Below are 25580 nucleotides of genomic sequence, written 5' to 3'. Positions count from 1 at the left end.
CGCGTGGGCCCTCGGCATGGGGCTGGCGGCTCCCACGATAGCCAGCGCGCAGCTTCTGCCCAATCCCACCGTGGACCCTCGCGTCCTGCAGTCGGTGGCGACCGATCCCCGCCTGATCCGCTTCTACGCCCTGCGCGGCTGGACCCCGGCCTGGACCGATGACCAGGCCAGGCAGTTCTCGCAGGCGCTCGACGGCGCCGTCCGTCACGGCCTGGACGGCGACGCCTTCCGGCCGCCCGCCGCACGCGATCCGGCCAGCCGCGAGGCGGGACTGACGCTCGCGGCGCTGACCTATGCCGACGCCCTGGCGCGCGGCCTCGTGGACCCCACCAAGCTTTTCAAGCTGTTCACGCTGGAACGTCAGACCGTGGACGTGGCGCCTGGCCTGTCCCAGGCGCTGGACCGCCGGGGGATCGGCGCCTGGCTCGACGGGCTCGCGCCGCGCGACGCGGAGTACAAGACCCTGTCGGCGGCCTATGTGGCGCTGCGGGCTCAGATCGGGCAGGCAGGGGTCTCGGCCATTCCCCAGGGCGGCGCGATCCAGCCGGGCGGCCAGGACTACCGCGTCCCGATGATCGCCCAGCGGCTCTATGACCTGGGCTACCTCACCGGTCCCCCCATGGCCTCCCAGACCTTGTCGGCGCCGATCTCCGAGGCCCTGAAGCTGATCCAGGCCGAGAACGGCATGCAGCCCACCGGCCGGGTGGGGAACACGACGGTGGCGGTGCTGAACGCCGGGCCGACCGACCACGCCCGCCAGCTGGTGCTGAACCTGGAGCGCCGCCGCTGGCTGCGCCGGGAGGCCCCGGCGACCCGCATCGACGTCAATACGGCCGCGGCCTTCCTGACCTTCTACCGCGACGGCGCCATGGATTGGGCGGCGCGGACCGTGGTGGGCAGCGCCAACCGTGCGACGCCGAGCCTGCAGTCGGCCTTCAGCCAGCTGGTGGTCAATCCGCCCTGGAACGTGCCGGCCAGCATCGCGCGGGCCGAGATCCTGCCGCGCGGCGCGGCTTATCTGCGTCGGCAGAACATGTACGTCACCGGCGGCCGGGTTGTGCAGAGGCCGGGGCCGACCGCGGCCCTGGGCCTAGTGAAGTTCGACATGCAGAACCCCTACGCCATCTATCTGCACGACACCCCGTCCAAGAGCCTGTTCGCCCGCGCCGCCCGCCACCGCAGCCATGGCTGTGTGCGGGTGGAGAACGCCGTGGAGTTCGCGCGTCACCTTTCGGAGCTCTATGGCGCTTCGGAGCGCTTCGAGGAGGTCCTGGCTTCGGGGAAGACCGGGGTCGTGCCGCTGGCGGCCATCATTCCGGTGCGGCTGCTCTACCACACCGCCTTCGTCGACGATCAGGGCAAGGTGGTCTACCGCTCCGATCCCTACGGCTGGGATATCACCCTGGCCACCGCGCTCGGCCTTGACCGCCCGCGCTCGACCCTGAACCCGGAAGAGGCCACGCCCGACCCCGATACCGCCCCCCTCGGTCCGTAGAGGCTGAGGCCAGATTGGCGCGAGGGGCTGCCGCACGCCTCGCCGCGTCGCGCCCATTTCCCCGTCTTCGCCAGCGTTTTCGGCCCACTGCACAGCTTTCGCGCAGGGACCGCTCGCGTTTGAAGCGACCCGTCTTGCGGATACGACAGAACCGTGGCTATTCTCATTGCCACCGGTGTCAGGGCCGCATAGCGGTCAATGACACCGGTGTCATAAATGGGGAAACGCGAGGAGCGCCGGTCAGGCGCCTTCCATCTGACGGCCTCACGCCGCTGGTGGCCTCGCACAGGGAGGGACAGATGGTCCGCACTCGGTCTTGGACGAAAACGCGCGCGCTGTTCAGCGGCGCGTCCCTGGCGGCGCTGACCATGGCGGTCGCCGCGCCGGCCTTCGCGCAGCAGAACGAAGTCGAGGAAGTCATCGTCACCGGCTTCCGGGGCAGCCTCCAGCAGGCCCTGGAACTTAAGCGCGGCAGCGCCACGGCCGGCGACACCATCCTGGCCGAGGACATCGGCAAGTTCCCCGACCTGAACCTCTCGGAATCCATTCAGCGGATATCTGGGGTGGCCCTGGCCCGCGACGGCGGTGAAGGCCGCCAGATTTCCGTCCGCGGCCTGGGGCCGCAATTCACCCGCGTGCGGATCAACGGCATGGAGGCCCTGACCACCGCCGGCGGCACCGACGCCTCGGGCGGCACCAATCGCGGCAGGTCCTTCGACTTCAACATCTTCGCCGCCGACCTGTTCAACTCGATCACCGTGCAGAAGACCTCGGCCGCCGAGACCGAAGAGGGTTCGCTGGGCGCCACGGTGGACCTGCGCACCGCGCGGCCGCTGGACTATGATGGCTTCAAGTTCGTGGCCTCCGCCCAGGCCAGCTACAATTCGCTGTCGGAGGACTCCTCGCCGCGCGCGGCAGGCATGATCTCCAACACCTGGGCCGATGGAACCTTCGGGGCCCTGCTCAGCCTGGCCTACTCCAAGCGCTCGTTGCTGGACGTGGGCGCCTCCACGGTGCGCTGGGCGGCGGGCGACCGCTTCGCGCCGGGCTTTGACGCCCTCCCGAACGGCGCAGGCCTGCCCACCACCGTCAATCCGGCCGCTGCGGCGAACAACGCCGCCTACCATCCGCGCTTCCCGCGATACGATCGCTATGACCAGGAGCAGGAGCGCCTGGGCGCCACCTTCGCCCTGCAATGGAAGCCGACGGACGCCACAGAGCTGACCTTCGACTACCTCTACGCCAAGCTCGACGGGAGCCGCCAGGAGCAGTTCCTGGAGGCTCCGTCCTTCAGCGTCGGCGGCGCCTGCACCGCGGCCAATGTCGCCACCTCCTGCGGGATCGCCGACACCAACGTGGTCTCCTCGACCATCACCAACGGCGTGATGACCGCCGGTACGTTCGACGACGTCGATCTGCGGGTCGAGGACCGCTACGACGAGCTGACCACCACCTTCAACCAGTACTCCCTGGACTTCAGCCATGCGTTCTCCGACACGCTGAAAATCCACGCCGTGGCCGGTCACTCGGAGTCCGACCACCAGAACCCGGTTCAGACGACGATCATCTGGGACCAGTTCAACGTCGACGGCTATCGGTTCGACTACGGCCAGGGCCGGGCCCCGCTGTTGACCTACGGGAACGCCGACCTGACCAATCCCAGCGCCTGGCGGCTCACCCAGGTGCGGATGCGGCCGCAGAGCGCGGTCAACACCTACGACACCGTCGCCTTCGATGGCGAGTGGAAGCCCAACGACATCCTGACCTTCAAGGCCGGGCTGTCCTGGAAGCAGTACGAGTTCGAGAGCACGGAACTGCGCCGCTCCAACAGCGCCTCCACCAACCAGGAGACCGTGATCCCCGCCGGCGTGGCGGCGATCGCCACCTCCACCTACGCCAAGACCGTCACCCTGCCCACCGAGGGGCTGGGCGTTCCGGGCGGCAGCACCACCTCGTGGATCTCGCCGAACTACTTCAGCGCGCTCACCCTGTTCCAACTCAACGACCCCACCGCCTTCGGCGGGGCCTGGAGGATGGGCAAGGAGCCGTCGCTGTCCAACAACAACTCGGTGGGCGAGAAGGACAAGGGCGGCTTCGTCCAGGCCGACTGGGACACCGAGCTGGCGGGCATGCCCTTCCGCGGCAATATCGGCGTCCGCTATGTGAAGACCGAGCAGACCGCCTCGGGCTACACCTTCCTGGCCGGCGCCCCGGTGCCGATCACCGTGGACCGCAAGTACGACGACACCCTGCCGTCGCTGAACATGGTGATCGAGCCCGTCGAGAACTTCCTGGTCCGCTTCGGCGCGGCCCAGACCATGTCGCGGCCGAACCTGGGCAGCCTGACCCCCGGCGCCAGCGTCAGCGTCTCGGGCTCCTCGCGGACCGTGACAGCGGGCAACCCGAACCTCGATCCCTTCCGGGCCAAGGCCTACGACCTGTCCTTCGAATGGTACTATCAGCCCGAAGCCCTGCTGAGCGTCGCCTTCTTCAAGAAGGAGATCGACAGCTTCGTGCAGACGCTCTCCACCCAGACGACCTTCACCGGCAACCCCTTCGGCCTGCCCGACAGCGTCGCCACCGCCGCCTGCGGGGCCACCGTCGGCTGCAGCCCGTCGGCGACCTGGAACTTCTCGACCCCGATCAACACCCCCGGCGGCGATCTCACCGGCTTCGAGGTCAGCTTCCAGCAGCCCTTCAGCTTCTTGCCGGGGCCGCTGGCCAACACCGGGATCATCGCCAACTACACCAGCGTGAAGTCGTCCATCGACTACTATGCGACGGTGGGCGGGGTGACGACCAAGGTGGCCACCAACGACCTCACCGGCCTGTCGCGCAAGGCCTACAACCTCACCCTCTACTATGAGGACGACAAGATCAGCGCCCGCGTCTCGGCCAGCCACCGCGACAAGTACCTGACCCGGGTCCCCGGTCAGGAGGCCGGCATGGTCTATGACGGGACCAACGAGACCATGAACCTGGACGCCTCGTTCACCTACACCTTGAACGACCACCTGAAGTTCACTCTCGAAGGCGTGAACCTCACGGACGAGTTCCAGGACCAGTTCAACGGGACCCAGGACCTGATGAACTTCTACCACCACACCGGCCGGGAATACCTGATCGGCGTGCGCTACACCTACTAGGCCTAGATCCCCCGAGGAGAGACTTACGGCGCGCCGGTTCCCCGGCGCGCCGCTTTGTCTAGGGTAGGGCGTTGCTCGAACGGGAGACGAATGTGGCGGCTGATGTGGTCTGTTTCGGCGAGGTCCTGGTCCGCCTGGCCGCGCCCGACAACGAACTGCTGCTGCAGTCGCCGACCCTCAAGGTCAGTTTCGGCGGGGCGGAGGCCAATGTGGCCGTCTCCCTGGTCCGCTTCGGTCATGGCGCCCGGATGCTCAGCGTCCTGCCTGACAACGGCCTGGGTCACGCCGCCGTGGACGAGCTTCGCCGCTATGGTGTGGACACGTCTGGCGTCCGGTTCGCGGCGGGGCGGATGGGGCTCTATTTCCTGACGCCGGGCGCGGCCCAGCGGTCGTCCCAGGTGCTGTACGACCGGGCCGACAGCGCCTTCAGCCGAGCCGCCTCGGGCGTCGACTGGGACACCGAGCTTACGGGGGCCGGCTGGCTGCACGTCTCCGGGATCACCGCCGCCATCGGGCCCGACACCGCCAAGGCCGCGGTGGACGCGGTGAAGGCCGCGCGCCGCCTCGGCCTGACGGTCTCCATGGACTGCAATTACCGCGCGACCCTCTGGCAGGCCTGGAACGGTGACGCCCCGGCGATCCTGGGCGAGATGCTCTCCCAGGCCGACCTGGTGTTCGGAGACCACCGTGACATCGCCCTGGTGCTCGACGCGTCCTTCGAGGGTCGGGGAGACGCCGACGGCCTGCGGCGCTGGGCCGCCGACATGGCCTTCAAGGCCTGGCCAAACCTCCAGCGCCTAGCCTGCACCGACCGGGTGCAGCACACGGTCAACCATCACGACCTGACGGGATTCCTGTTCTCGCGCGACGGCGCCTGGCGCACGGAAAGCCGGCCGCTGAACCCCATCATCGACCGCATCGGCGGGGGCGACGCCTTCGCCGCCGGGGTGATCCACGGCCTGCTGACCCGGATGGGTGAGGCCGACCTGCTGGAATTCGCTGTGGCCGCCGCGGTGCTGAAGCATGCGACGCCGGGAGACTTCAACCTGGCCACCGTGGCCGAGGTCGAGGCGGTCCGCTCAAGCCACAGCCTGGATGTCCAGCGGTAGGGCGCTGCGCCCTCATGACAGAAGATTAATCCGCCCGCAGAGGCGCCACCGCCGCTGCGGTGTATGAAGGCTCAAACGCTGAGAGCGCGCCGCGACGCGCCCGGTCCCTTGGGAGCCTTCGTCGATGACCAACCTGAAAGTCCTGCTGCTGGCCGCCTGCGCGCCAGTGATCCTCTCGGCCTGCGCGAGCCTGGGGGCGGCCCCGCCGGCCCAGCTCCCCGCGCCCGCGCCTGTCGCTGAGGCGCCCCGGGCCAAGCCGGTCTACGGGACCTTCGGGTTCGACACCGCCGGCATGGACCGGTCGGTGAAGCCCGGTGACGACTTCTTCGCCTACGCCAACGGGACCTGGGCCGCGACCACTGAGATCCCCGCCGACCGCTCCAGCTACAACACCTTCGCCGTCCTGCGGGAGGTCGCCTCCAAGCGCACCGTCGAGCTGATCGCGACGGCCGCCAAAACCCAGGGACCGGCCGGATCCGAAGCCCGCATGATCGGCGACTACTACGCCAGCTTCATGGACGAGGCGGCCATCGAGGCGAAGGGCGCGGGTCCGCTGGCCCCGGAGCTGGCGGCGATCGCCGCGATCAAGACCCGCAAGGACCTGTCGGCCCAGTTGGGCGCCACGATCCGCGCCGACGTCGACATCCTGAACGCCACCACCACCAAGACCGAGCGCCTCTTCGGCCTGTGGGTCGTGGAGGACCTGAACGACACCAGCCGCTACCTGCCCTACATCGTCCAGGGCGGCCTCGGCATGCCCGACCGCGCCTACTACCTCGACGCGGGCGCGAAGTACGTGGACCTGCGCGCCAGATACAGGACCCACGTGGCCAACCAGCTGCGCCTGGCGGGCTTCAGCGACGTGGACGCCCGCGCCGCCCGGGTCGTGGCCCTGGAGACCAAGATCGCTGCGACGCACTGGACCGTGGCCGACACCTTCGAGATCAAGAAGAACAACGTACAGTGGACCCGCGCCGAGCTTGCCCGGAAGGCGCCCGGCATGGACTGGGACGCATTCCTGACCGCTGCGGGCCTGGCCGACCAGCCAGTGTTCGGCGCCTGGCAGTCCTCCGCCATCAGCGGCGAGGCCAGGCTGGTGGGGTCCGAGCCCATCGCCGCCTGGCAGGACTACCTGGCCTTCCATGCCGTGGAGCGGGGCTCGCCGTACCTGTCCAAGGCCTTCGTGGACGAGAGCTTCGCCTTCAACGCCACCGCCCTGTCGGGCACGCCGCAACAGGCCGAGCGCTGGAAGCGGGGCGTAGACTTCACCGGGAACGCCCTGGGGGAGGCCATCGGAAAACTCTATACCGCCAAGTACTTCCCGCCGGAATCGAAGGCGGAGGTTCAGGAGATGGTGAAGAACATCCTGGCCGCCTTCGGCAAGCGCATCGACCGCCTGGACTGGATGGATGCGGCCACCAAGGCCAAGGCTCATGAGAAACTGGCCAACTTTCAGGTGGGCGTGGGCTACCCTGACAGGTGGCGCGACTATTCGGGCCTGAGCATCGTGGCCGGCGACGCCTACGGCAACTGGCGGCGGGGCGAGCTCTTCGAGTACCGCCGCAACCTGGCCAAGCTGGGTGGCCCGGTGGACCGTGGCGAGTGGTACATGACGCCCCAGACGGTCAATGCGCTGTACGCGCCGATGCAGAACTCCATCAGCTTCCCAGCCGCCATCCTGCAGGCGCCGTTCTTCGATCCGGCGGCTGATCCGGCGGTGAACTACGGCGCCATCGGCGGGGTGATCGGCCACGAGATCAGCCACGGCTTCGACGACACCGGGGCGCTGTTCGACGCCAAGGGCAATGTCCGCAACTGGTGGACCGACGCCGACATGGCCCACTTCAAGGCCTCCTCCAAGCAGCTGGTCGAGCAGTACAACCGCTACAAGGCCCTGCCGGACCTGTCGGTGAACGGGGAACTGACCCTGGGGGAGAACATCGCCGACCTGGCGGGGCTGGCGACCTCCTATGACGCCTATCATCTGTCGCTGAACGGGGCGCCTGCGCCGGTGATCGACGGGGTGACCGCCGACCAGCGGATCTTCCTGGGCTGGGCTCAGAACTACCGAGGCAAGTACCGCGAAGCCGCCCTGCGCCGCGTCCTGCTGACCGACGGGCACGCGCCCGGCGAATACCGCGCCGACACCGTGCGCAACCTGGACGCCTGGTATCCCGCCTTCGACGCCAAGCCCGGCGAGAAGCTCTATCTGGCCCCCGCCGACCGGGTGAAGATCTGGTAGTCCGCGCGTCGTGGCGCCCCCGATCATCCTGATCGACGACCCCGCCGACCCGCGCGTCGCCGCCTATCGCGACGTTCGGGAGCGCGACCTGGTGGGTCGTGAGGGCTTGTTCGTGGCCGAGGGCGAGGTGGTGCTCAATGTGCTGGCGCGCTCAGGGCTGTGCGAGCCCGTCTCGCTGATGATCGCCCGCAAGCGGGTAGCGGGCCTGGCCCCCCTGATCGCCCAGATGCCCGACGACGTTTCGGTCTATTCCGCCAGCCAGGAGGCGATGGACGCGGTGGTGGGCTTCCATATCCACCGCGGCATCCTGGCCCTGGGCCGCAGGCGGGCGGCCCCGGGCGCCGCCGACATGCTTGCCGGCCTGGGGGAGGGGAGCCTGGTCCTGGCGCTGTCGGGGATCGCCAACCACGACAACATGGGCGGCCTGTTCCGCAACGCCGCGGCCTTCGGGGTTGATGCGGTGCTGCTGGACACCGACTGCTGCGACCCGTTGTACCGCAAGGCCATCCGGGTGTCGGTGGGGGCGGTCCTGGCGACCCCCTTCGCCACCGCCCAGGGCGACCTGCTCGATGCGCTGGGAACGGCGGGTTTCGAGACCGTTGCGCTGAGCCCGGGTGGGGACCGCCGCCTGGTGGACCTCAGACGTGCGTCGAAGACCGCGGTGCTGCTCGGGGCCGAGGGGCCGGGACTGGCCGCCTCGGTGCTGGCGCGCGCCACGACGGTGGCCATTCCCATGGCCACCGGCTTCGATTCATTGAATGTGGCCACGACCGCGGGGATCGTCCTGCACCACCTGGCCTTCGCCGCCGTGAAGACCTAGCGGGCGCGCTTCTGGGCGGGCTCTTCGGTGTCTTCGATCAGCGACCGGGTCAGGTTGAGGATCGCGGTGCGCAGGGAAGGCTGCTGCACGCTGGCGAAGGCCTCCAGGAGCTGGACGGCGCCCGGCACGGCCAGCTTCTCGAACAGGCTCTCGTCGCCGGTGGGGCGGTCGTTCTCGCCGACCAGTTCGCCGACCGTCGTTTCCAGCTTCTCGGCGATGCGCACAAGCATCGAGGCCGAGGTGCGGTTGGCGCCGCGCTCGTACTTCTGGACCTGCTGGAAGCTGACCCCCAGGTGGTCTGCGAGGGTGGACTGGGAGATGCCCAGCCATTTGCGACGCACGCGAATGCGGTGGCCGACAGCGACGTCGATGGGGTCGGGGCCCACATCGTCAAGATTCTCGCCCACGGATATGTCCTTCTGGCGCGCACGCTCGAGTGCGCAGCGCCTTTTTGCACGCGTAAAAGCCGTATCGCCACCAATTTGTCACGCCTAAGACATAGGGCCGCAGTGCAGAGTTAAAATTCGCCTGCTTGGCGTTTCAAGGCCACTTCTAGCGCACAGCTGACACCCAGCAGACGAATACTCCCCATTTTGGGTAATGGGTGCATGAACGATCTTGCGGACCGAAACAATCCTAGATTGTATTCAGGCGTCCGAAACCCGGCCGTCGAGGATGCCGTGGATCTGATCGAGAACGGCGATGGCCACCTCCTCACCCTCTGACTCGGAGATCTCGGCGGCGCGGCGGACGATGACGGCCAGAGTGGCCATGTCCCTGGGGCTGAGCAGGCTGGCCATCTCCAGCAGTTCGGCCGTCTGGTCGGCGAGGTCCATCTCGGAGGGATGGCGTGGCGGTCCGGGCGGCAGGAAGCTGTGAGGGAATTTGAAATCGGTCATGGCATGTTCGCCGCGGCGAACCGCGAGGCGTCCTCGAAGAAAAGCTCACGGGAGGTGGTGACCCGCGCCCGGGGAGCGAGGGCGGCAAGCGGCTTGAGTAGGACCAGGCGGCTGGCGGGGTCGCCCCCCACAGCGTCATCGACCACCTCGACCGCCAGGTTGCGATCGGCCGCGGCGAAGGCGGTGGCCAGCACGGTGTCGGCCATCCGGAAGCCGATCAACACGAGCGGCCCGCCCAGGATCTGGGCGGTCTGGCTGAAGGCTGTGTTGGTGAAGGCCGAGGGGCCCTGGCGGACGAACACCGCCTCACTGGGCAGGGGCTCCAGGCCGGGGATCGGTGGGTCCATCGGCGCGCCCGCGACCCGGGCATGGACGTGCAGCACCGGCCAGCGCCGGCGGCGCGCCTGCTCCAGCACCCGGCGGCAGGCGGCGACCGTGGCGGCGGCGTTCTCGGTGGCCAGGCGTCCGCGCTGCAGATCCAGGCAGACCAGGGCCGAAGCGTCGGGGGCGTAGGTCCTCATCGTGACAGCCCGCCGGGATTGTTGGCGGCGCGCGCGGCGGACTTGTCCAGCACCCCGGGCTCGTTCCAGGCGCCCTCGGGGCGCAAAAGCTCGTAGGGATCGGAGTCCAGGTTCAGGGCGTCATGCGGCGGCACGCCCTCCACCACCATCTCCACATAGTCGTGATCGGAGACCACGAAGCCGTCGCGGCGGGGCCGGACATAGGCGTTGAAGTACTGCTCCCAGAACGGGATCAGCCGCACCTGGCCGTAGCCTAGGATCTTCCGGTAGTTCTTCTTCTCGGCCAGCCTCTTGGCGGCCAGGATCAGCATCAGGGTGGCGCGGCCGCGGCGATACTCCTTGCGCACAGCCACCCGCTCCACCTTGGCGAAGTCGGCGAACCAGCGGATGCGCAGGGTTCCAATCGGCTCTCCGTCGCGGCGCAGGATCAGGTGGGTGGCGCCGGCGAAGTCGTTGCCATCGTACTCCTCGTCATAGGGACAGGCCTGTTCGCCCATATAGACCAGGGCGCGCACCGCCATGGCCTGCATCAGGTCGGGCAGGGTGCGGCAGACCACGACCTCAAGCTGGCCCTCATCGACCTCGGCGGGCGCCCTGGCTTCCAGGGGCATGCGGACATTGGCGTTCATCAGGCGACCTTCCGTTTGGGGGTCCAGGTGGGGCAGACGACGAGTCCGCCGGGGCCTGGCACGGCGCGCGCGCCCATGCGGCGCAGCAGGGTGCGCTCGCCGCCCGGGGTGGCCGCGCGGCCATAGAGCGGGACGGTGTCATAGATCTCCCGATGGATCGCCAGGGCGCCGGCCATCACCACGGCCCGGCCGCGCCAGGTGACCCCGGCCATGCCCCAGCCATAGACGGCGATGACCGGGTCGGTGGGCCGGGCGACCATCGGCATAGGGGGCGCGACGCCGTCGAACACACCGGCGGCCAGGGTCGGCGCGGCCGCCGGGTTGAGGGGAATGATGCAGAGGACGCCGGCCAGTCGGCCATCGCCGTCGCGGTAGCTGAAGGCGGAGCAGCCGGTGAGGTCCTGGACCGCCTGCAGGGTTTCCACGGTCGCGACGGCGGGACAGACGGTGCGGGCCGCGATGTCACGGCCCTGGACGATCATGTCGGGGGTCGCCAGCATCAGGCCCAGCCGCGCAAGGTGCTCTCGCGGGCGGCTGGTGGTGTCTGCGGCGCTCGGCATCCTGGTCACCTGACTTGTGCAAACGGGTCTTTTGGTAGAGCGTCAGATCATCTGGGTGCAGCCGCCAAGTTCGTATGGGGGCGCCACGATACGGGTTGGGTGGGATGGACAATCACGACGGCGGGCGCGCCGACTGGGACGACATCAAGACCTTCGTCGCTGCGGCCCAGGCCGGCAGCTTCGGCGCGGCCGCGCGCCGCCTGCGGACCAGCCAGCCCACGATCACCCGTCGCATCGACGACCTGGAGACTCGGCTGGGCGTGCGGCTGTTCGACCGCGGCCTGCGCGGCGTCAGCCTGACCAGGGCCGGGGAGCGCATCTATGACCGCGCGCTGTCCATGCAGCGGGCCTCGGTCGACATCGAGCGCATGGCCCTGGAGGCCGACCGCCATGACAGCGGCGAGGTGACCATCGCCGCGCCGGAGGGCGTCGGGGGCTTCCTGTTGGGGGTCAAGCTCGCGGATTTCATGAAGGAAAACCCGGGCATACGCCTGGCTCTTGACTGCGGATTCTATCCTGAAAACCCGGTGGACGGTCACGTCGACCTGTCCGTCCAGCTCACGTCGCCCGGCGGCCAGCCGGATGTGGCGGCCACGGAGCTGGCCACCCTGCACTACGCCCTGTTCGCGTCGCAGGACTACATCGATACGTATGGGGCCCCCACGCGTCTGGAGGCCGCCGTCGGCCATCGCTTCATCGCGCACTCCGCGCAGGTCAGCGAAAAGGGCCAATGGCACGCCAGAACCGGCGCCTTCATGGAGCTGGCCGCGCCGTCCCTGGTGGTCAACTCCTCGACCGCCATGCTGCACGCCATCGAGCGCGGCGCCGGCATCGGTCCGGTGCCCACCGCGATCCTGCGCATGACCTCCAACCTGGTGATGCTGGACATCCCGCCGCTCGCCACCGGGACCCTGTGGCTCTGCCACCATCGCGATGCGCTGAAATCGCCGCGCGTCGCCCGGGTCGCCGAGTGGCTAGTCTCGATCTTCGACGCCCGCGAGCGGCCCTGGTTCCGCAGGGAGTTCATCCATCCCGCCGAGTTCGAAGGCTGGTCCTGGCCAGCAGCCAGCGCGCGCGCCTAACCCACCCAAGAGACACGGGAAATCACCTCGCGGCGCGGTCTTTTGACGCCCCGTATAAAGTCGCCCTTAACCCAAATCCGGTACCGCTGTTCTGAGAAGCAGACAGAGACCGGGGGGTTCGGCGCATGTCAGAGTTCAGATCGCCCGAGTCCGTCGCCGCAGACGCTGCGGCCCGCCCCTTCGAACTCGATCTCAGCCAGGATGTCTGCGACCGGGCCACGCGTCTGGCGCGTACGCTGTTCGGCGCGGTGGAGTCACAGGTCGTGCTGGTCAAGGACGGCCGCGCATGGCGCAGCCGCGATCCACGCGGCGAGTACGCCATCGCCCCCAACGTGCAATGGAGCCTCGACACCGGGGAGTTCCTCTGGATCGAGGACGGTCGCACCGATCCACGATCTTGCGACATGGATACGGTCACCGGCCCGCCCTATCTGCGCTTCTACGCCGCGGCCGCGATCCGCCTGGCGGACGGCTCCATCCCCGGGGTGCTCTGCGTGACAGGCCAGGAGGTGCGGCCCTATGAGGCCAGCCTGGCCAACCGGCTGATCGACCTGGCCGCCTTCATCGCCGACGAATGGGATCGCGCCCAGGCCACCAAGGCGCGCGAACACGGCCGGCGCGAGCGCGCCGCGATCATGTCGACCTTCGCCGCTGTGGTGCAGGCCATGCCCGCCTCGCTGGTGATCACCGATCGCAATCTGACCGTCCTGGGCTGTAGCCCCCGGTGGGCCGAGGAGGTGGGTCTCTCAGCCCTCGAAGCCACCGGACGTCCGATGATGGAACTGCGCCCGGCGGTGTTCGAGCGTTGGCGCGGGTCCTACGAGAGGGTGCTGGCGGGCGAAACGATCACTGCCGAGCGGGTCCCCTATCGCTTCGACGACGGCGCCGTCCGCTGGCTGACCGCCGAAATGGTGCCGTGGCGCAACGCCGACGGCGAGGTCTCCGGCATAATCGTCGCCAGCCACAACATCACCAAGATGGTCGAGGCCCTGGAGGCCACGGAACGCTCGGAACAGCGCCTGACCTTGGCGATGGAGATCGCCGACATTCACGTCTGGGAGATGGACTATCAGCGCCGCGAGCTGATCAAGGCGGGCGCCGAGGACACCTTCTTCTCCGAGGAGAAGACCTATGAGGAACTGTACCGGGACATCTACGCGACCATAGACCCGCGCGATCGCCCCGCTGTCGAGGCGGCCTGGAAGCTGCACGTCGAGGAAGGCGCGCCTTACCGTCCCGAGTACCGCCTCATCCGCGCCGACGACCGCGAGGTCTGGACCTCAGCCGCCTGCCGTCTGGTGAATGACCGCGAAGGCCGTCCGGTGCGGCTGATCGGGGCGATGCAGAACATCACCGAGCGCAAGGCGGCCGAGCGCGCCCTGATGCAGGCCAAGGAAGACGCCGAGATGGCCAACCGGGCCAAGTCCACCTTCCTGGCCACCATGAGCCACGAGATCCGCACCCCGTTGAACGGGGTGCTGGGCATGGCCCAGGCCATGGCCGCCGACGAACTGAGCACCCTGCAGCGCGACCGCCTGGACGTGGTGCGCCAGTCGGGTGAGACCCTGCTGCATATTCTCAACGACGTGCTGGACCTGTCCAAGATCGAGGCGGGCAAGCTGGAGTTGGAGGAGGCCGAGTTCGACATCAGCGAGCTGGCCCGCGGCGCTCACGCCGCCTTTACCGCCATCGCCAACAAGAAGGGCCTGTCCTTCGACCTGGCCGTCGAGGCCGGGGCCCGCGGCGTCTATGTGGGTGACTCCACCCGGGTGCGGCAGATCCTCTACAATCTGGTCTCCAACGCCCTGAAGTTCACCGAGAGCGGGGAGGTGCGGGTCTGTGTGGCGCGCACCGACGACGGCCTGCGCCTGACCGTGGCCGACACCGGCATAGGCATTCCGCCCGAGCGGCTGGCCAGCCTGTTCCAGAAGTTCGAGCAGGCCGACGCCTCCACCACGCGACGCTACGGCGGCACGGGCCTGGGCCTGGCCATCTGCCGGGAGCTCGCCCAGCTGATGGGCGGCGCGATCCGCGCCGAGAGCAACCCCGGCAAGGGCTCCACCTTCTTCGTCACCCTGCCGCTGATCAAGAGTACGGCCAGCCACGTGCCGCCGGCGCCTGACGCCGATGTGGTCGAGGCCATCGAGATGGAGGTTGGCGGCCTGCGGGTGCTGGCCGCCGAGGACAACACCGTCAACCAACTGGTGCTCAAGACCTTGCTGCACCAGATCGGCGTCGACCCGGTGATCGTCGAGAACGGCACGCTGGCCGTGGAGGCCTGGGCGCGACAGGACTGGGACGTCATTCTGATGGACGTCCAGATGCCCGAGATGGACGGACCCACGGCGACCGGCGTTATCCGGACCCGGGAAGCCGCCGAGGGCCGGGCGCGGACCCCGATCATCGCGCTCACCGCCAACGCCATGGCCCACCAGGTGGCGGAATATACCGAGGCAGGCATGGACGGCTTCGTGGCCAAGCCCATCGAGGTGGGACGCCTGTTTGCGGCCCTGCAGGCGGTGCTGGAGGTTGAGGACGAAGCCGAAGGCGGCGCTTCGGCGGCGGCCTAGGGTCGTGGTCCTTCTCCCCCTGCGGGAGAGCTGGCCGATGGGCCTGTCCGATAAATCTCCAACGTCATCCCGGCCGTAGCGAAGCGGAGAGCCGGGACCCAGGGGCCGCGATCAATCCCCCTGGGTCCCGGGTCTCCCCTACGGGTCGCCCGGGATGACGGCAGTTTTTGTCCTGAGAGCGGAGCGCGAGCCGACCGCGCAAGGGGAGAAGGGAAGGTGTTACGCCACCTCCACCGCCCGCATCACATCATAGGCCTCGAGGTCGAACCGCTCGACAGCCTGGGCGTAGGCGCGCGCGGTGTGGGGCCAGTTGTTGAGGATGCGGCCGTCGGCGGTCTTGTACCAGCTGGTGCAGCTGCCGGCCCAGGGCGTGACGGCCAGGGCCTTCTGGAGCTCGGCGTTGTAGGCGTCGGCGACCTCCTGCTTCACCGAGAGCGGCCCGGCCTGGGCGATGGCCTCCAGGGCCTGCAGCACATAGTCGGCCTGGGCCTCGATCATGAAGATGATGGAGTTGTGCCCGAGGTTGGTGTTCGGCCCGTACAGCATGAAAAGATTGGGGAAACCGGTGACCGACAGGCCCAGATAAGCCTCCGGCCCATCGATCCAGGCGTCACTCAGGCGCAGGCCGCCCACGCCGGTGATCCCGGTGTCGCCGACGAAGGAGCGGGTCTCGAAGCCGGTGGCGTAGATCACCACGTCGACCTCGTGTTCGATCCCCTGGGCGTCCACCACGCCGCGCGGGGTCATGCGCGCGATGGCCTCGGTCACCAGCTCGACATTGGGCCGGGTCAGGGCCGGGTAGAAGTCGTTGGAGATGAGCACCCGCTTGCAGCCGATCTCATAGTCGGGGGTCAGCTTGGCGCGCAGCTCCGGGTCGGCGACCTGAGCGTGCAGGTGGGCCAGGGGGATGGGGACCTCCTCCACCGGCGCGGTCCCGGCGCGCTTGGCCTCAAGCCGGGCCTCGGCCATCTCGAAGATGTCACCGCGCACCTTGGCCATCACCTCGGGCTGGGCGCGGAAACGAGCCTTCTCCTCGGCGGTGTAGGGCCGGTTCATGCGCGGCACGATCCAATTGGGTGACCGCTGGAAGAGGGTGAGGGATTCCGCGACCTTGGCGACCTCGGGGACGAACTGCACGGCGCTGGCGCCGTTGCCGATCACCGCGACGCGCTTGCCGGCGAGGTCGACGGAGCCGTCCCACTGGGCGGAGTGGAAGGCGGCGCCGGCGAAGTCGTCACGGCCGGCGATGGGCGGAAGCTTGGGCCGGTTCAACTGGCCCCAGGCGGTGACGAAGGTTTCGGCGGTGACGGAGCTCCCGTCGGCCAGACCGATGCGCCAGAACCCTGCGTCGTCGTCCCACGCCGCCGAGGTCACCTCAGCATTGAACCTCAGGTGCTTGGAAAGCTTGCGCTTTTCGACGACGCTTTCGATGTACGCAAGGATGTCGGGCTGGGCGGAGAAGATTTCGGGCCAGTCGGGATTGGGCTCGAAGGAATAGGAATAGAGGTGGCTGGGGATGTCGCAGCCGCTGCCGGGATAGATGTTTTCCCGCCAGGTGCCGCCAACCCGGTCGGCCTTCTCCAGGATCACGAAGGCGGTCTCGCCCCTGGCCTGCAGTTTCAGGCCCATGCACAGGCCAGCAAAGCCCGCGCCGAGGATGGCGACCTTGAAGTCCGCGCCCATGGTGTTTTCGTTCCCGACCTGTCGTTGGGGAAAGGCTAGCGATCGCGCCCTAGGTGATCAACGGTTAGTTCGGCGCGCCGCGCGGTTGGCCTGGAACTCGGCCATGGACCTGGCGGGCGCGTCGGTGGTCCAGGCCGCCTCGAAGGCGCCGATCCCGGCGGCGATGGCTTCCCTCATCGGCAGGTCTTCCCAACGGCGGATCAGCGCCTTCTGCAGGCGCACGGCGGCGGGTTCGGCGGCCAGCAGGCTCGTGAGCCAGGCCTCCACCTGGGCGTCCAGGCCCTCGGTCGGGACGACGGCTTCCACCAAGCCCCAGGACTCCGCCTCGGCGGCGCTGAAGGTCTCGCCCAGCAACAACATTTGCCGCGTCCGGCCCCAGCCCACCAGTGACGGGAGGAGGGCGGCCTCCACCACAGACGGTATGCCCAGCTTCACCTCGGGCATGCCGAACACCGCGCTGTCGGCGGCGACCCGCAGATCGCAGGCCGCGGCCACCTCCATTCCCGCGCCCAGGGTATAGCCGTTGATCCGACCGATCACCGGGACCGGCAGGTCGCGCAGCACCTCGCAGCAGCGGTGGACGCGGGTGATGAAGGCCCGCGCGGAGCCCGGGTCCAGCCCCGCCATCTCGTCGATGTCCGCCCCGCCGATGAAGGCGCGGTCGCCCGCCCCGGTCAGCACCACGGCGCGGAGGTGCTCATCCTTGGCCAAGGCGCCGATCCGGGCCGCGAATTCCTTCATCAGGGCGCTGTTCAGGGTGTTGAGCTTGCCCGCATTGTCGAGGGTGACATGGGCCACGCAGGCGCCGCCCGCCCGCGCCTCGATCTCGATCCGCACTTCGCCCGACATGGCCGTCTTCCTCCTAGAGCCGCTGCGTCAACCTGCGACGCGTATCGCGCCTCGACAACCGGCGGAAAGGCGGTGAACAATGATCACCTAGCCACGGGAGTCTGCATGCGCCGCCGTTCTGCCGACCTGCGCGACGGAAGGGGCCGCTGATGCCCTGGCCGTCCGTAGGCGCGACCCGGCGCCGGGGCTATCACGTTGGCAACCTGCGGGCTCAACTGCTGGACGAGGCTCGCGCCCTGCTGGAAAGCGGCGGCATCGGCAAGCTGAACCTCCGGGCCCTGGCCGCCAGGGCCGGCATCGCGCCGGGCTCGGTCTATCATCACTACACCTCCAAACAGGCCCTGCTGGCCGGGCTCGCCGCCGAGGGCTTCGGCGAGTTCGAGACCGCCCTGCGCGCCGCGGCCACGGCCGCCGCCGCCGCTCCGATCCGCGCCACGGCCCTGGCCTATTTCGGTTTCGCCCGGCGGCAACCGGCGCTCTACAGCCTGATGTTCGATCCCGCCGCCCTGGCCGATCCCGAGGTGGCCGCGGCCCGCGACCGCGCCTTCGCCGTCATCGAGACCGCCATCGCCGAGTCCCCCAACCAGCAGGAGCGGGACCCCGACCTGATCCACAAGGTGGCCCTGGCGGTCTGGGCCTGCGGCCATGGCGCGGCCTCGATGATGCTGGCCGACCCCGCCGACACCGAGGGCGGGTTGATGGAGGACGTGATCCAGGGGCTGGAGGTCCTGTTCCGCCCCCGCTGACCGCCGATATGGACCACGTCTTGCCGACGTGGGGCATGGCCGTGCGCGAAAGCCACACACAGCGCACCTTCGTTGCGCCCCGGTTGTGAATTCCAGAATCGCCGTCTAGACATGACGCCGTTCCGCGAACCTGTTCGCGGGTTTCCAAGCTGAGACGATGATCAATCTGTTTGGCCAGATGCCGTGCGGCAATGAGCTCTACCGGGCTCCGACGCCGCATGCCTCCAACTCGCCAGACTCATCGACCCCCTCAGAAATCGAAGCCCGCCATGTCCGCCGTCATCACCGTCAAGTCGCTCTCCAAGGCCTACCGCTACGCTAGGCGCCGCGGCGGCTTCTTCGAGGCCTTCTCCCCCGAACATGTGACCATCGAGGCCGTCGCCGGCGTCGACTTCGAGATCGCCAGGGGCGAGCGCGTGGCCATCATCGGCCCCAACGGAGCCGGCAAGTCCACGACCTTGAAGATGCTGTCGGGCATACTGGAGCCCTCCGGCGGCGAGGCCAGCGTGCTGGGCCTGACGCCCTGGAGGGAGCGCAAGGCGCTGGCCTACAAGATCGGCGTGGTGTTTGGCCAACGCTCCCAGCTGTGGGGCGAACTGCCGGCCCGCGAGAGCTTCACTCTGCTGCGTCACATCTACGACCAGGAAGCCGCGCCCTTCGCCAAACGGCTGGGCGAACTGACCGAACGCTTCGCCCTCACCGACCTGCTGGACCAGCCGGTGCACCGCATGTCGCTGGGCCAACGGATGAGGTGCGAGATCACCGCCAGCCTGCTGCATGGGCCGGGCCTGCTGTTCCTGGACGAGCCCACCATCGGGCTGGACGTCACGGCCAAGGCGGCGATCCGCGACTTCATCCGCGAACATGCCCGGGATCACGGCCAGACCGTGCTGCTCACCAGCCACGACACCCGGGATATCGAGCTGGTCTGCGACCGGGTGATCGTCGTCAACCAGGGACGGATCGTGGTGGACCAGCCCACCGACCAGCTGCGCCGTCGTTTCCTGGGCCGCAAGATCATCACCTTCCAGTCGGCGGGGCAGGGGGTGTCCCTGAACCTGCCCGGCGTGACGCGGCGGCTTTCCGAGGCGCACGCAACCATCCTGGAGGTGGATACGAAGCTCACGCGCGTGGAGCAGGTGATCGCCGCGGCCATGGCCGACGGCGGCATCGAGGACGTCACCATCGAGGATCCCCCCATGGAGGAGGTGATCGCCGACATCTACGCCTCGACCCATGCGACGTGACCTGACCGCGGCCGCCGTCGCCCTGCGGGTCGGGGCGGGCCAGGCCATGGCCGGTTGGACCGTGCTGGCCGGGCGCTGCCTGTTCTACGTCCTGATCATGACCGTGCTCTCGGCCCTGTGGGACAAGGTGGCGGCCGAGCCCGCGCGCGGCGCCATCGCCCTGCCGGCCGGCGGCCTGGTGCTCTACGTCCTGGCCACCGAGTGGATCACGCTCTCCCTGCCCGCCGTACACATGCGGTTCGAGGACGACATCCGCTCGGGGGGGCTGGAGCCCCATCTGCTGCGGCCCAAGTTCTACCTGCTGCAGAGCCTGGCCCAGAGCCTGGGCGGGACCCTGGTGCGACTTGCGGCCCTGGGGGGGACGGCGGTGGTCTGGCTGGCGGTGACTGGCCGGCAGGGGCCGCCCGCCGCCACCTATCCCTATCTCTTCGTGCTGGGCGTCCTGGCCGTGACCGTGGGCATGCTGCTCTATGCGGTGGCCGGACTGTGCGCCTTCTGGACCCGCCGCATCCTGCCCGTGCAGCTGGTGATCCAGAAGCTGATGTTCCTGCTGGGCGGGCTGTTTGCTCCCATCAGCCTCTATCCCGACTGGCTGCGGAAGCTGGCCGAGGCGACCCCCTTCGCCGCCCACCTCTATTGGGCCGGTGTCCAGGCGCTGGCGCCCTCCGGCGCGATGTTCCTGACGGCGGCGGCCTGGCAGGTGCTGTGGATCGTGCTGCTGTCCCTGCTGTGCCTGGCGCTGTGGCGCGCGGGCCTGGCCAAGGTGCTGCGGGAGGGCGGGGTATGATGCGCGCGTTCCGCCTCTACGCCGCCCAGTCGAGCGCGGCGATCCGCACCTCCTTCTCCGACCGGGGCAACTTCGCGATCCAGGTGGGGGGGATGATCGTCAACGACATCTTTTTCCTGACCCTGTGGGTGTTGTTCTTCGCGGGCTTCCGCTCGATCGGCGGCTGGACCCTGTCGGACATGGCGTTGCTGTTTGGGCTGACCATGTCGGTGGTGGGGATTTCCGGGGTGTTCTTCGGCGGCTATCGCGACATGGCCGCGACCCTGCTGCGGGGCGAACTTGACGCCCTGCTGACCCAACCCAAGGGGCTGATCCCGCGCCTGCTGGCCCGCGAGAGCATCGCCACCGCCTGGGGCGACCTGGCCGGCGCGGTCTTCGTGCTGGGGGTGTTCGCCAAGCTGGAATGGACGGACCTTCCCGCCCTGCTGCTGGCCATCGCGGCGGGGACCACCGTCTATGTCAGCGCCAGCATCAGCTTCGCCAGCCTGGCCTTCTGGGCGGCGGGCGCGCGCACCTTCGCCCGCGACCTGACCGACTTCATGCTGCTGTTCTCCAGCTATCCCGGCTCGATCTACCAAGGAGCGGTCAAGACCATCGCCTTCACCATCCTGCCCGCCGGCTTCGTGGTGCTGGCGCCGATGGGCATGGTGCGAAATCCGGGCGCCCAGACCCTGGCCCTGGTGCTGTTCGGGGCGGTGGTCTACGGCGCTATCGCGGTCGGCCTGTTCCACCTGGGCGTCGCCCGCTATCGGCGCGGCGCCTCACCCTCGATGTGAGATTTGCTTGATTTCGGCGCCGAAGCCCGCTGCTTAGGCCCATGAGCCGCAAGCCAAGGATCACGGTCGCGGGCGCGGGCGCGCTCGGTCTGACGACGGCGCTCGCCCTGGCCGACGCCGGGGCGGAGGTGGCGGTCTATGATCCGTCGCCGGACGGCGGCGCCGCTTCGGCGGTGGCCGCCGGGATGCTCGCCCCGGTGTTCGAGGCGGTGCTGGACGTCGAGACTCGCGCCCACTTCGACCTGATGCTGGCGGCGCGCGACCTGTGGCCGGCCCTGGAGACCCGGATCGGGATCACCGTGGACCGGGCCGGCGCCATGGCGGTGGGGGACGCGAGCTTCCTGCACGCCGCCGACGCGGGCATTCGCAAGCTGGGCCTGCATCCCACCGAATTGTCCCCCAACGCCATGATCGGCCTGGCGCCGGGCCTCGCCCCGGGTTGGGGCCACGCCCTGCTGACCCGCGAGGATTGGCGCATTGACGCCGCCGCCGCGCTGGTGGCCCTGCGCCGCGCCGCTCAGGCCGCGGGCGTCAGCTTCCACCCCCGCGCCGCCGACGGCTTCGAGGGCGGCGAGCGGCTGGTGATCGCCACCGGCATGGGGCGCGACCTAGGCGTGATCGCGCCGTCGCTGGCCCGGCTTTCCCCGATCAAGGGCCACATCCTTCGCACCGACGGCCCCGTCTACGAGGGCATCGTGGTGCGCGGCGAGGGCGCCTATATCACCGCGGCGCCCGGTGGCCTGACCCTGGGCGCCACCATGCAGGCCGGGGCGGGCGATCTGGCCGTCGAGGCCGATCAGGTCGCCGGGTTGCTGGAGGCCGGCGCGCGGCTGTTCCCCTCTGTGAGAGACGCCAAGGTTATCGCCCAGACCGGCGTCCGCGCCGCCACCCCGGACAGTCTGCCCATGGTCGGACGCGGCCGCCACCACGGCGTGCTGCTGGCCGTCGGGGCCCGGCGCAACGGCTGGCTGCTGGCGCCCCTGGTGGCGCAGATCATCACGGCTTGCGTGACGGAGGGGGACCTTGGTCCCTATGCCGCCCGGCTCGATCCGAGGCGGTTCGACAACATCTAGGGCGGAAACGATGAGCTTCTGGCTGAGCGACGAACAGCAGGCGATCCGCGACAGCGTCGCCCGGGTCTGCGCCGACTTCGACGCCGAGTACTGGCGGCGCACCGACGACACCGGCGACTTTCCCGAGGCCTTCGTCGCCGCCATGGCGGCCGGCGGCTGGCTGGGGACCGCCATGCCCGTCGAGCTGGGCGGGGCGGGTCTGGGCCTGACCGAAGCCGCCATCATGATGCAGGCGGTGGCGGAGTCCGGGGCGGGCTTCTCCGGCGCCAGCGCCATGCACCTGAACATCTTCGGCCCCATGCCGATCGCCAAGTTCGGCTCCGAGGCGCTGAAAGCCAGCGCCATTCCGCGGCTGATCTCCGGCGAGGACAAGATCTGCATCGGCATCACCGAGCCGGACTCCGGTCTCGACACCACCAGCCTGACCACACGGGCGGTGCGCACCAACGACGGCTATGTGATCTCGGGCCGCAAGGTGTGGACGACCATGGCCCAGCGGGCCAACAAGATGCTGATCATCGCGCGGACCACGCCCAAGGATCAGGTGCGCAAGGCCACCGAGGGCCTGAGCCTGTTCTACACCGACTTCGACCGCTCGAAGATCTCAGCCACGGTGATCCCGAAGATGGGCCGCAAGGCCGTGGAGTCCAACAGCGTCTTCATCGACAACCTGGAGGTCCCGGCCGGCGATCTGATCGGCGAGGAAGGCCGGGGCTTCTACTACCTGCTGGAGGGGTTGAATCCCGAGCGGGTATTGTTCGGCGCCGAGGCCGTGGGCCTGGGCCGCGCGGCCCTGGCCAAGGCGACGGCCTACGCCAAGGAGCGCATCGTGTTCGGCCGACCCATCGGTCAGAACCAGGGGGTGGCCCATCCCCTGGCGCGGTCATGGGCGGAGCTGGAGGCCGCCAACCTGATGGCCTTCAAGGCCGCGGCCCTCTATGACGCCGGCCGCGATTGCGGGGCGGAGGCCAACGCCGCCAAGTATCTGGGCGGCGAGGCGGGCTTCAACGCCTGCGAGGCCGCCGTCCTGGCCCATGGCGGCATGGGCTACGCCAAGGAATACGACGTTGAGCGCTACTTCCGCGAGGTGATGATCGCCCGCATCGCGCCCATCAGCCGCGAGATGGTGCTGAACTACATCGCCGAACGCGTGCTGGGCCTGCCCAAGAGCTACTGAGCTTCACCTCATCCCGGACGCCTGTCGGCGTCCGGGATGAGGTTGATCAATTCCCCAGAGTGAACCTGATCGGGATGCGCACAATGGCGTCATCCACCGGTTGGCCATCGCGGGTCTGAGGGCTCATCCTGAAATAGGCCGCGAGCCTGAGGGCGGCCTGTCCGAAGCCGGCGTTGTCGGGGCTCTCGGCCACCCCCTGGCAGGCGCTGACCGTGTCCGCATGAGGCTCAGGTTGTGGTCGCCCGATCAAGCATCTGCGACGCTTGGTCGCAAGTATTCGATGGCGACGAAAGTGAGGAAATACAAACCATTAATGCCGACGCAATCCCTTTCCTCCCAAGGTCTTTGAGAATAGAGGCGCAAATCAAAGATGTTCTCACGAGCCGTCGAGCCGCTGCCGTCGCAAGAGCTGGCGGCCGTCTATCGACCTGTCGTGCGCGGGTACCTGATCGCGGCCGGCATCTACTATGTGATCATCACCGCCAGTCATCCATTCTATGAGACCGGGTCGGCGCTGGCGATCCTGATGGGCCTGTCAGCGGTCTCCGCCGTGGTCTGCCTCGGCTTCCACCGCCTGCTCCGCAATCCGGGTTCCGCTCACCTGACCCTCGAGATGGCGGCCCTGGCCACCAACGCGCTGATCCTGGCCAATACCGTGGCCTATCTGGCGATCCATTTCGAAGCGCCCAAGCTGGTCTATTTTGTGATCATGGCCCTGGGGTTCGCCACGGTGGGGCCCAGCGTCCGCATTCTGGTCCCCTCCGTGGTGCTGGCGCTGACCGCCCTGGTGATCTTCGCGGGGCAGGCCGGGCCCGGCGCGGCGGGGCAATACGCCTTCGTGGGCCTGGCCGGGGCGTTTGGAGCCATGGGCCTGTCCACCATGACCCGGGGCGTGGTGATGCGCGAACTGCGCGCGCGCCTGGCCGCCGAGGCCTTGAACCGCCAGATCGAACAGGAGCTGGCCACCAACCAGGCTCTTCGTTTCCAGGCGCAGGAGCTGGCGCGGGCCGCCGACGCCGCCAATCGCAGCAAGACCGAGTTCCTGGCCACCATAAGCCACGAGCTGCGCACCCCGTTGAACGGCGTGCTGGGCATGGCCCAGGCCATGTCAGCGGATCCGCTCTCCAAGCTGCAGCGCACCCGGCTTGGCACCATCCAGGACTCCGGCCGCGCCCTGTTGGGGATCATCAATGATGTCCTCGACATCTCGAAGATCGAGGCCGGGCGCCTGGAACTGTCGCCAACGGTGTTCAACATGGCGGGCTTCGCCGAGGATCTGGCGGCGCTCTATGGCGGTCTGGCCCAGGAGCGGGGCCTTGAGTTCCGCCTGGAGATCACGCCCGCCGCCAAGGGCTGGCGTCGCGGCGACGAGGTGCGCCTGCGGCAGGTGATCTCCAATCTGCTGGCCAATGCGCTGAAGTTCACCGAGGCCGGCTCCGTTGTCGCCCGCATCGACGCCGACGGCGACCTGCTGAAGGTCAGCGTCACCGACAGCGGCATGGGCGTCGCCCCGGAACGCGCGCCGCAACTTTTCGAGAAATTCGTGCAGGCCGACGCTTCCACGACCCGCAGGTTCGGCGGCACGGGACTGGGCCTGTCCATCTGCCGTGAGATCCTCACCCTCATGGGCGGTGAGATCGACTTCACCACCACGCTGGGGGAGGGGTCCTGCTTCAGCTTCACAACGCCCTTGGCCAGCGCCGAGGCTCCGACCTCGGTGGCCCAGGCGCAAGAGCCCAGCTTCGACGAGGCTCTCAGGGTTCTGGTGGCCGACGACAATCCCACCAACCGGCTGGTGATCCGCACGCTGCTGGAACAGTTCGGGATCGACACGGTCACCGTCGACAGCGGCGCCGCGGCCATCGAGGCCTGGGAGGGCGCAACCTGGTCGGCCATCCTCATGGATATCCACATGCCCGGGATGGACGGGCTGGAGGCCACCCAGGCGATTCGCCGGCGCGAGCGGACCGGCGGGCGTTCCCGCATCCCGATCATCGCCGTGACCGCCAGTGTGCTCAGCCACGAGACTGACGCCTATTTCGCCGCCGGCATGGACGACTTCATCGCCAAGCCCATCGAACTGCCCCGCCTGCTGGCCAGTCTCGAGGAGTGCCTCAAGCGCACCGAAGAGAGCGCCGCCCGGAGGGCCGCAGACTGAGTGCGCTCCTC

At 68.7% G+C, this 25580-nt stretch carries 21 protein-coding genes; 14 read left to right on the top strand and 7 right to left on the bottom strand.

What is annotated here, in order from left to right; all coding sequences use genetic code 11:
- The first annotated feature begins 16 nt into the window (after positions 1-16).
- From Q8N10_RS13365 to Q8N10_RS13345, 5 genes are all read left to right on the top strand, one after another.
- Positions 17-1495 carry a L,D-transpeptidase family protein gene (locus Q8N10_RS13365; RefSeq protein WP_305663938.1) on the top strand — a complete coding sequence of 493 codons (1479 nt, stop codon included), beginning with the start codon at positions 17-19 and terminating at the stop codon, positions 1493-1495.
- 299 nt (positions 1496-1794) lie between these two features.
- Positions 1795-4641, top strand: coding sequence for a TonB-dependent receptor (locus Q8N10_RS13360; RefSeq protein ID WP_304783083.1), 2847 nt, complete (start codon positions 1795-1797; stop codon positions 4639-4641).
- Positions 4642-4733: 92 nt separating this feature from the next.
- Positions 4734-5750, top strand: a complete 1017-nt coding sequence (locus Q8N10_RS13355; RefSeq protein ID WP_304783080.1) for a sugar kinase — start codon at positions 4734-4736, stop codon at positions 5748-5750.
- Between the two features lie 124 nt (positions 5751-5874).
- Complete coding sequence (locus Q8N10_RS13350; protein ID WP_304783077.1) at positions 5875-7992, top strand: M13 family metallopeptidase; 2118 nt, start codon at positions 5875-5877, stop codon at positions 7990-7992.
- Positions 7993-8002: 10 nt separating this feature from the next.
- Positions 8003-8812 (top strand): RNA methyltransferase, encoded by an 810-nt coding sequence (locus Q8N10_RS13345; protein WP_304783075.1) that lies wholly within the window; start codon positions 8003-8005, stop codon positions 8810-8812.
- On the opposite strand, the gene Q8N10_RS13340 is transcribed toward Q8N10_RS13345, so the two are convergent.
- The 5 genes from Q8N10_RS13340 to Q8N10_RS13320 form a co-directional block, all read right to left on the bottom strand.
- The gene (locus Q8N10_RS13340) at positions 8809-9219 is read right to left on the bottom strand and encodes a helix-turn-helix domain-containing protein (protein WP_304783072.1); all 411 of its coding nucleotides are present in this window, start codon (positions 9217-9219) and stop codon (positions 8809-8811) included. The two genes, Q8N10_RS13345 and Q8N10_RS13340, sit on opposite strands and share 4 nt — an antisense overlap.
- A gap of 240 nt (positions 9220-9459) precedes the next feature.
- Complete coding sequence (locus Q8N10_RS13335) at positions 9460-9711, bottom strand: hypothetical protein (protein ID WP_304783068.1); 252 nt, start codon at positions 9709-9711, stop codon at positions 9460-9462.
- Positions 9708-10232 carry a cysteine hydrolase family protein gene (locus Q8N10_RS13330; protein ID WP_304783065.1) on the bottom strand — a complete coding sequence of 175 codons (525 nt, stop codon included), beginning with the start codon at positions 10230-10232 and terminating at the stop codon, positions 9708-9710. Before Q8N10_RS13330 ends, Q8N10_RS13335 begins: the two co-directional genes overlap by 4 nt.
- Entirely contained in the window at positions 10229-10861 is a 633-nt protein-coding gene (locus tag Q8N10_RS13325) for a GNAT family N-acetyltransferase (protein ID WP_304783062.1), read from the bottom strand. The genes Q8N10_RS13330 and Q8N10_RS13325 overlap by 4 nt, the downstream gene beginning before the upstream one ends.
- Positions 10861-11421 (bottom strand): hypothetical protein, encoded by a 561-nt coding sequence (locus Q8N10_RS13320; protein WP_304783059.1) that lies wholly within the window; start codon positions 11419-11421, stop codon positions 10861-10863. The genes Q8N10_RS13325 and Q8N10_RS13320 overlap by 1 nt, the downstream gene beginning before the upstream one ends.
- Before the next feature lie 104 nt (positions 11422-11525).
- On the opposite strand from Q8N10_RS13320, the gene Q8N10_RS13315 reads away from it, so the two are divergent.
- Together Q8N10_RS13315 and Q8N10_RS13310 are read left to right on the top strand one after the other, a co-directional pair.
- Positions 11526-12503: a LysR family transcriptional regulator gene (locus Q8N10_RS13315; protein WP_304783056.1), complete on the top strand. Its 978-nt coding sequence runs from the start codon at positions 11526-11528 to the stop codon at positions 12501-12503.
- Between the two features lie 125 nt (positions 12504-12628).
- Entirely contained in the window at positions 12629-15073 is a 2445-nt protein-coding gene (locus tag Q8N10_RS13310) for an ATP-binding protein (protein WP_304783053.1), read from the top strand.
- A gap of 219 nt (positions 15074-15292) precedes the next feature.
- Here the strand turns inward: Q8N10_RS13310 and Q8N10_RS13305 are convergent, their stop codons facing one another.
- Both Q8N10_RS13305 and Q8N10_RS13300 read right to left on the bottom strand, forming a co-directional pair.
- Positions 15293-16756 carry an NAD(P)/FAD-dependent oxidoreductase gene (locus Q8N10_RS13305; RefSeq protein WP_304783050.1) on the bottom strand — a complete coding sequence of 488 codons (1464 nt, stop codon included), beginning with the start codon at positions 16754-16756 and terminating at the stop codon, positions 15293-15295.
- A gap of 57 nt (positions 16757-16813) precedes the next feature.
- Positions 16814-17605 carry an enoyl-CoA hydratase gene (locus Q8N10_RS13300; RefSeq protein ID WP_304783047.1) on the bottom strand — a complete coding sequence of 264 codons (792 nt, stop codon included), beginning with the start codon at positions 17603-17605 and terminating at the stop codon, positions 16814-16816.
- Between the two features lie 149 nt (positions 17606-17754).
- Between Q8N10_RS13300 and Q8N10_RS13295 the strand changes: the two genes are divergently transcribed.
- From Q8N10_RS13295 to Q8N10_RS13265, 7 genes are all read left to right on the top strand, one after another.
- Positions 17755-18351: a TetR/AcrR family transcriptional regulator gene (locus Q8N10_RS13295; protein WP_304783044.1), complete on the top strand. Its 597-nt coding sequence runs from the start codon at positions 17755-17757 to the stop codon at positions 18349-18351.
- 269 nt (positions 18352-18620) lie between these two features.
- Positions 18621-19598, top strand: coding sequence for an ATP-binding cassette domain-containing protein (locus Q8N10_RS13290; RefSeq protein ID WP_304783039.1), 978 nt, complete (start codon positions 18621-18623; stop codon positions 19596-19598).
- Entirely contained in the window at positions 19588-20385 is a 798-nt protein-coding gene (locus Q8N10_RS13285) for an ABC-2 family transporter protein (RefSeq protein ID WP_304783036.1), read from the top strand. The genes Q8N10_RS13290 and Q8N10_RS13285 overlap by 11 nt, the downstream gene beginning before the upstream one ends.
- On the top strand, positions 20382-21161 hold the full coding sequence (locus Q8N10_RS13280) for an ABC-2 family transporter protein (protein WP_304783033.1): 780 nt from the start codon (positions 20382-20384) through the stop codon (positions 21159-21161). Before Q8N10_RS13285 ends, Q8N10_RS13280 begins: the two co-directional genes overlap by 4 nt.
- Positions 21162-21202: 41 nt before the next feature.
- Positions 21203-22234, top strand: a complete 1032-nt coding sequence (locus Q8N10_RS13275) for an FAD-binding oxidoreductase (protein WP_304783030.1) — start codon at positions 21203-21205, stop codon at positions 22232-22234.
- 10 nt (positions 22235-22244) lie between these two features.
- Positions 22245-23411: an acyl-CoA dehydrogenase family protein gene (locus Q8N10_RS13270; protein ID WP_304783028.1), complete on the top strand. Its 1167-nt coding sequence runs from the start codon at positions 22245-22247 to the stop codon at positions 23409-23411.
- A 370-nt stretch (positions 23412-23781) separates the two neighbouring features.
- The gene (locus Q8N10_RS13265) at positions 23782-25569 is read left to right on the top strand and encodes an ATP-binding protein (protein ID WP_304783025.1); all 1788 of its coding nucleotides are present in this window, start codon (positions 23782-23784) and stop codon (positions 25567-25569) included.
- Positions 25570-25580: the final 11 nt, after the last annotated feature.

It is taken from the genome of Phenylobacterium sp., assembly GCF_030693625.1.
Lineage (GTDB): Bacteria > Pseudomonadota > Alphaproteobacteria > Caulobacterales > Caulobacteraceae > Phenylobacterium > Phenylobacterium ferrooxidans.
This window is presented reverse-complemented; position numbering and strand designations above follow the sequence as displayed.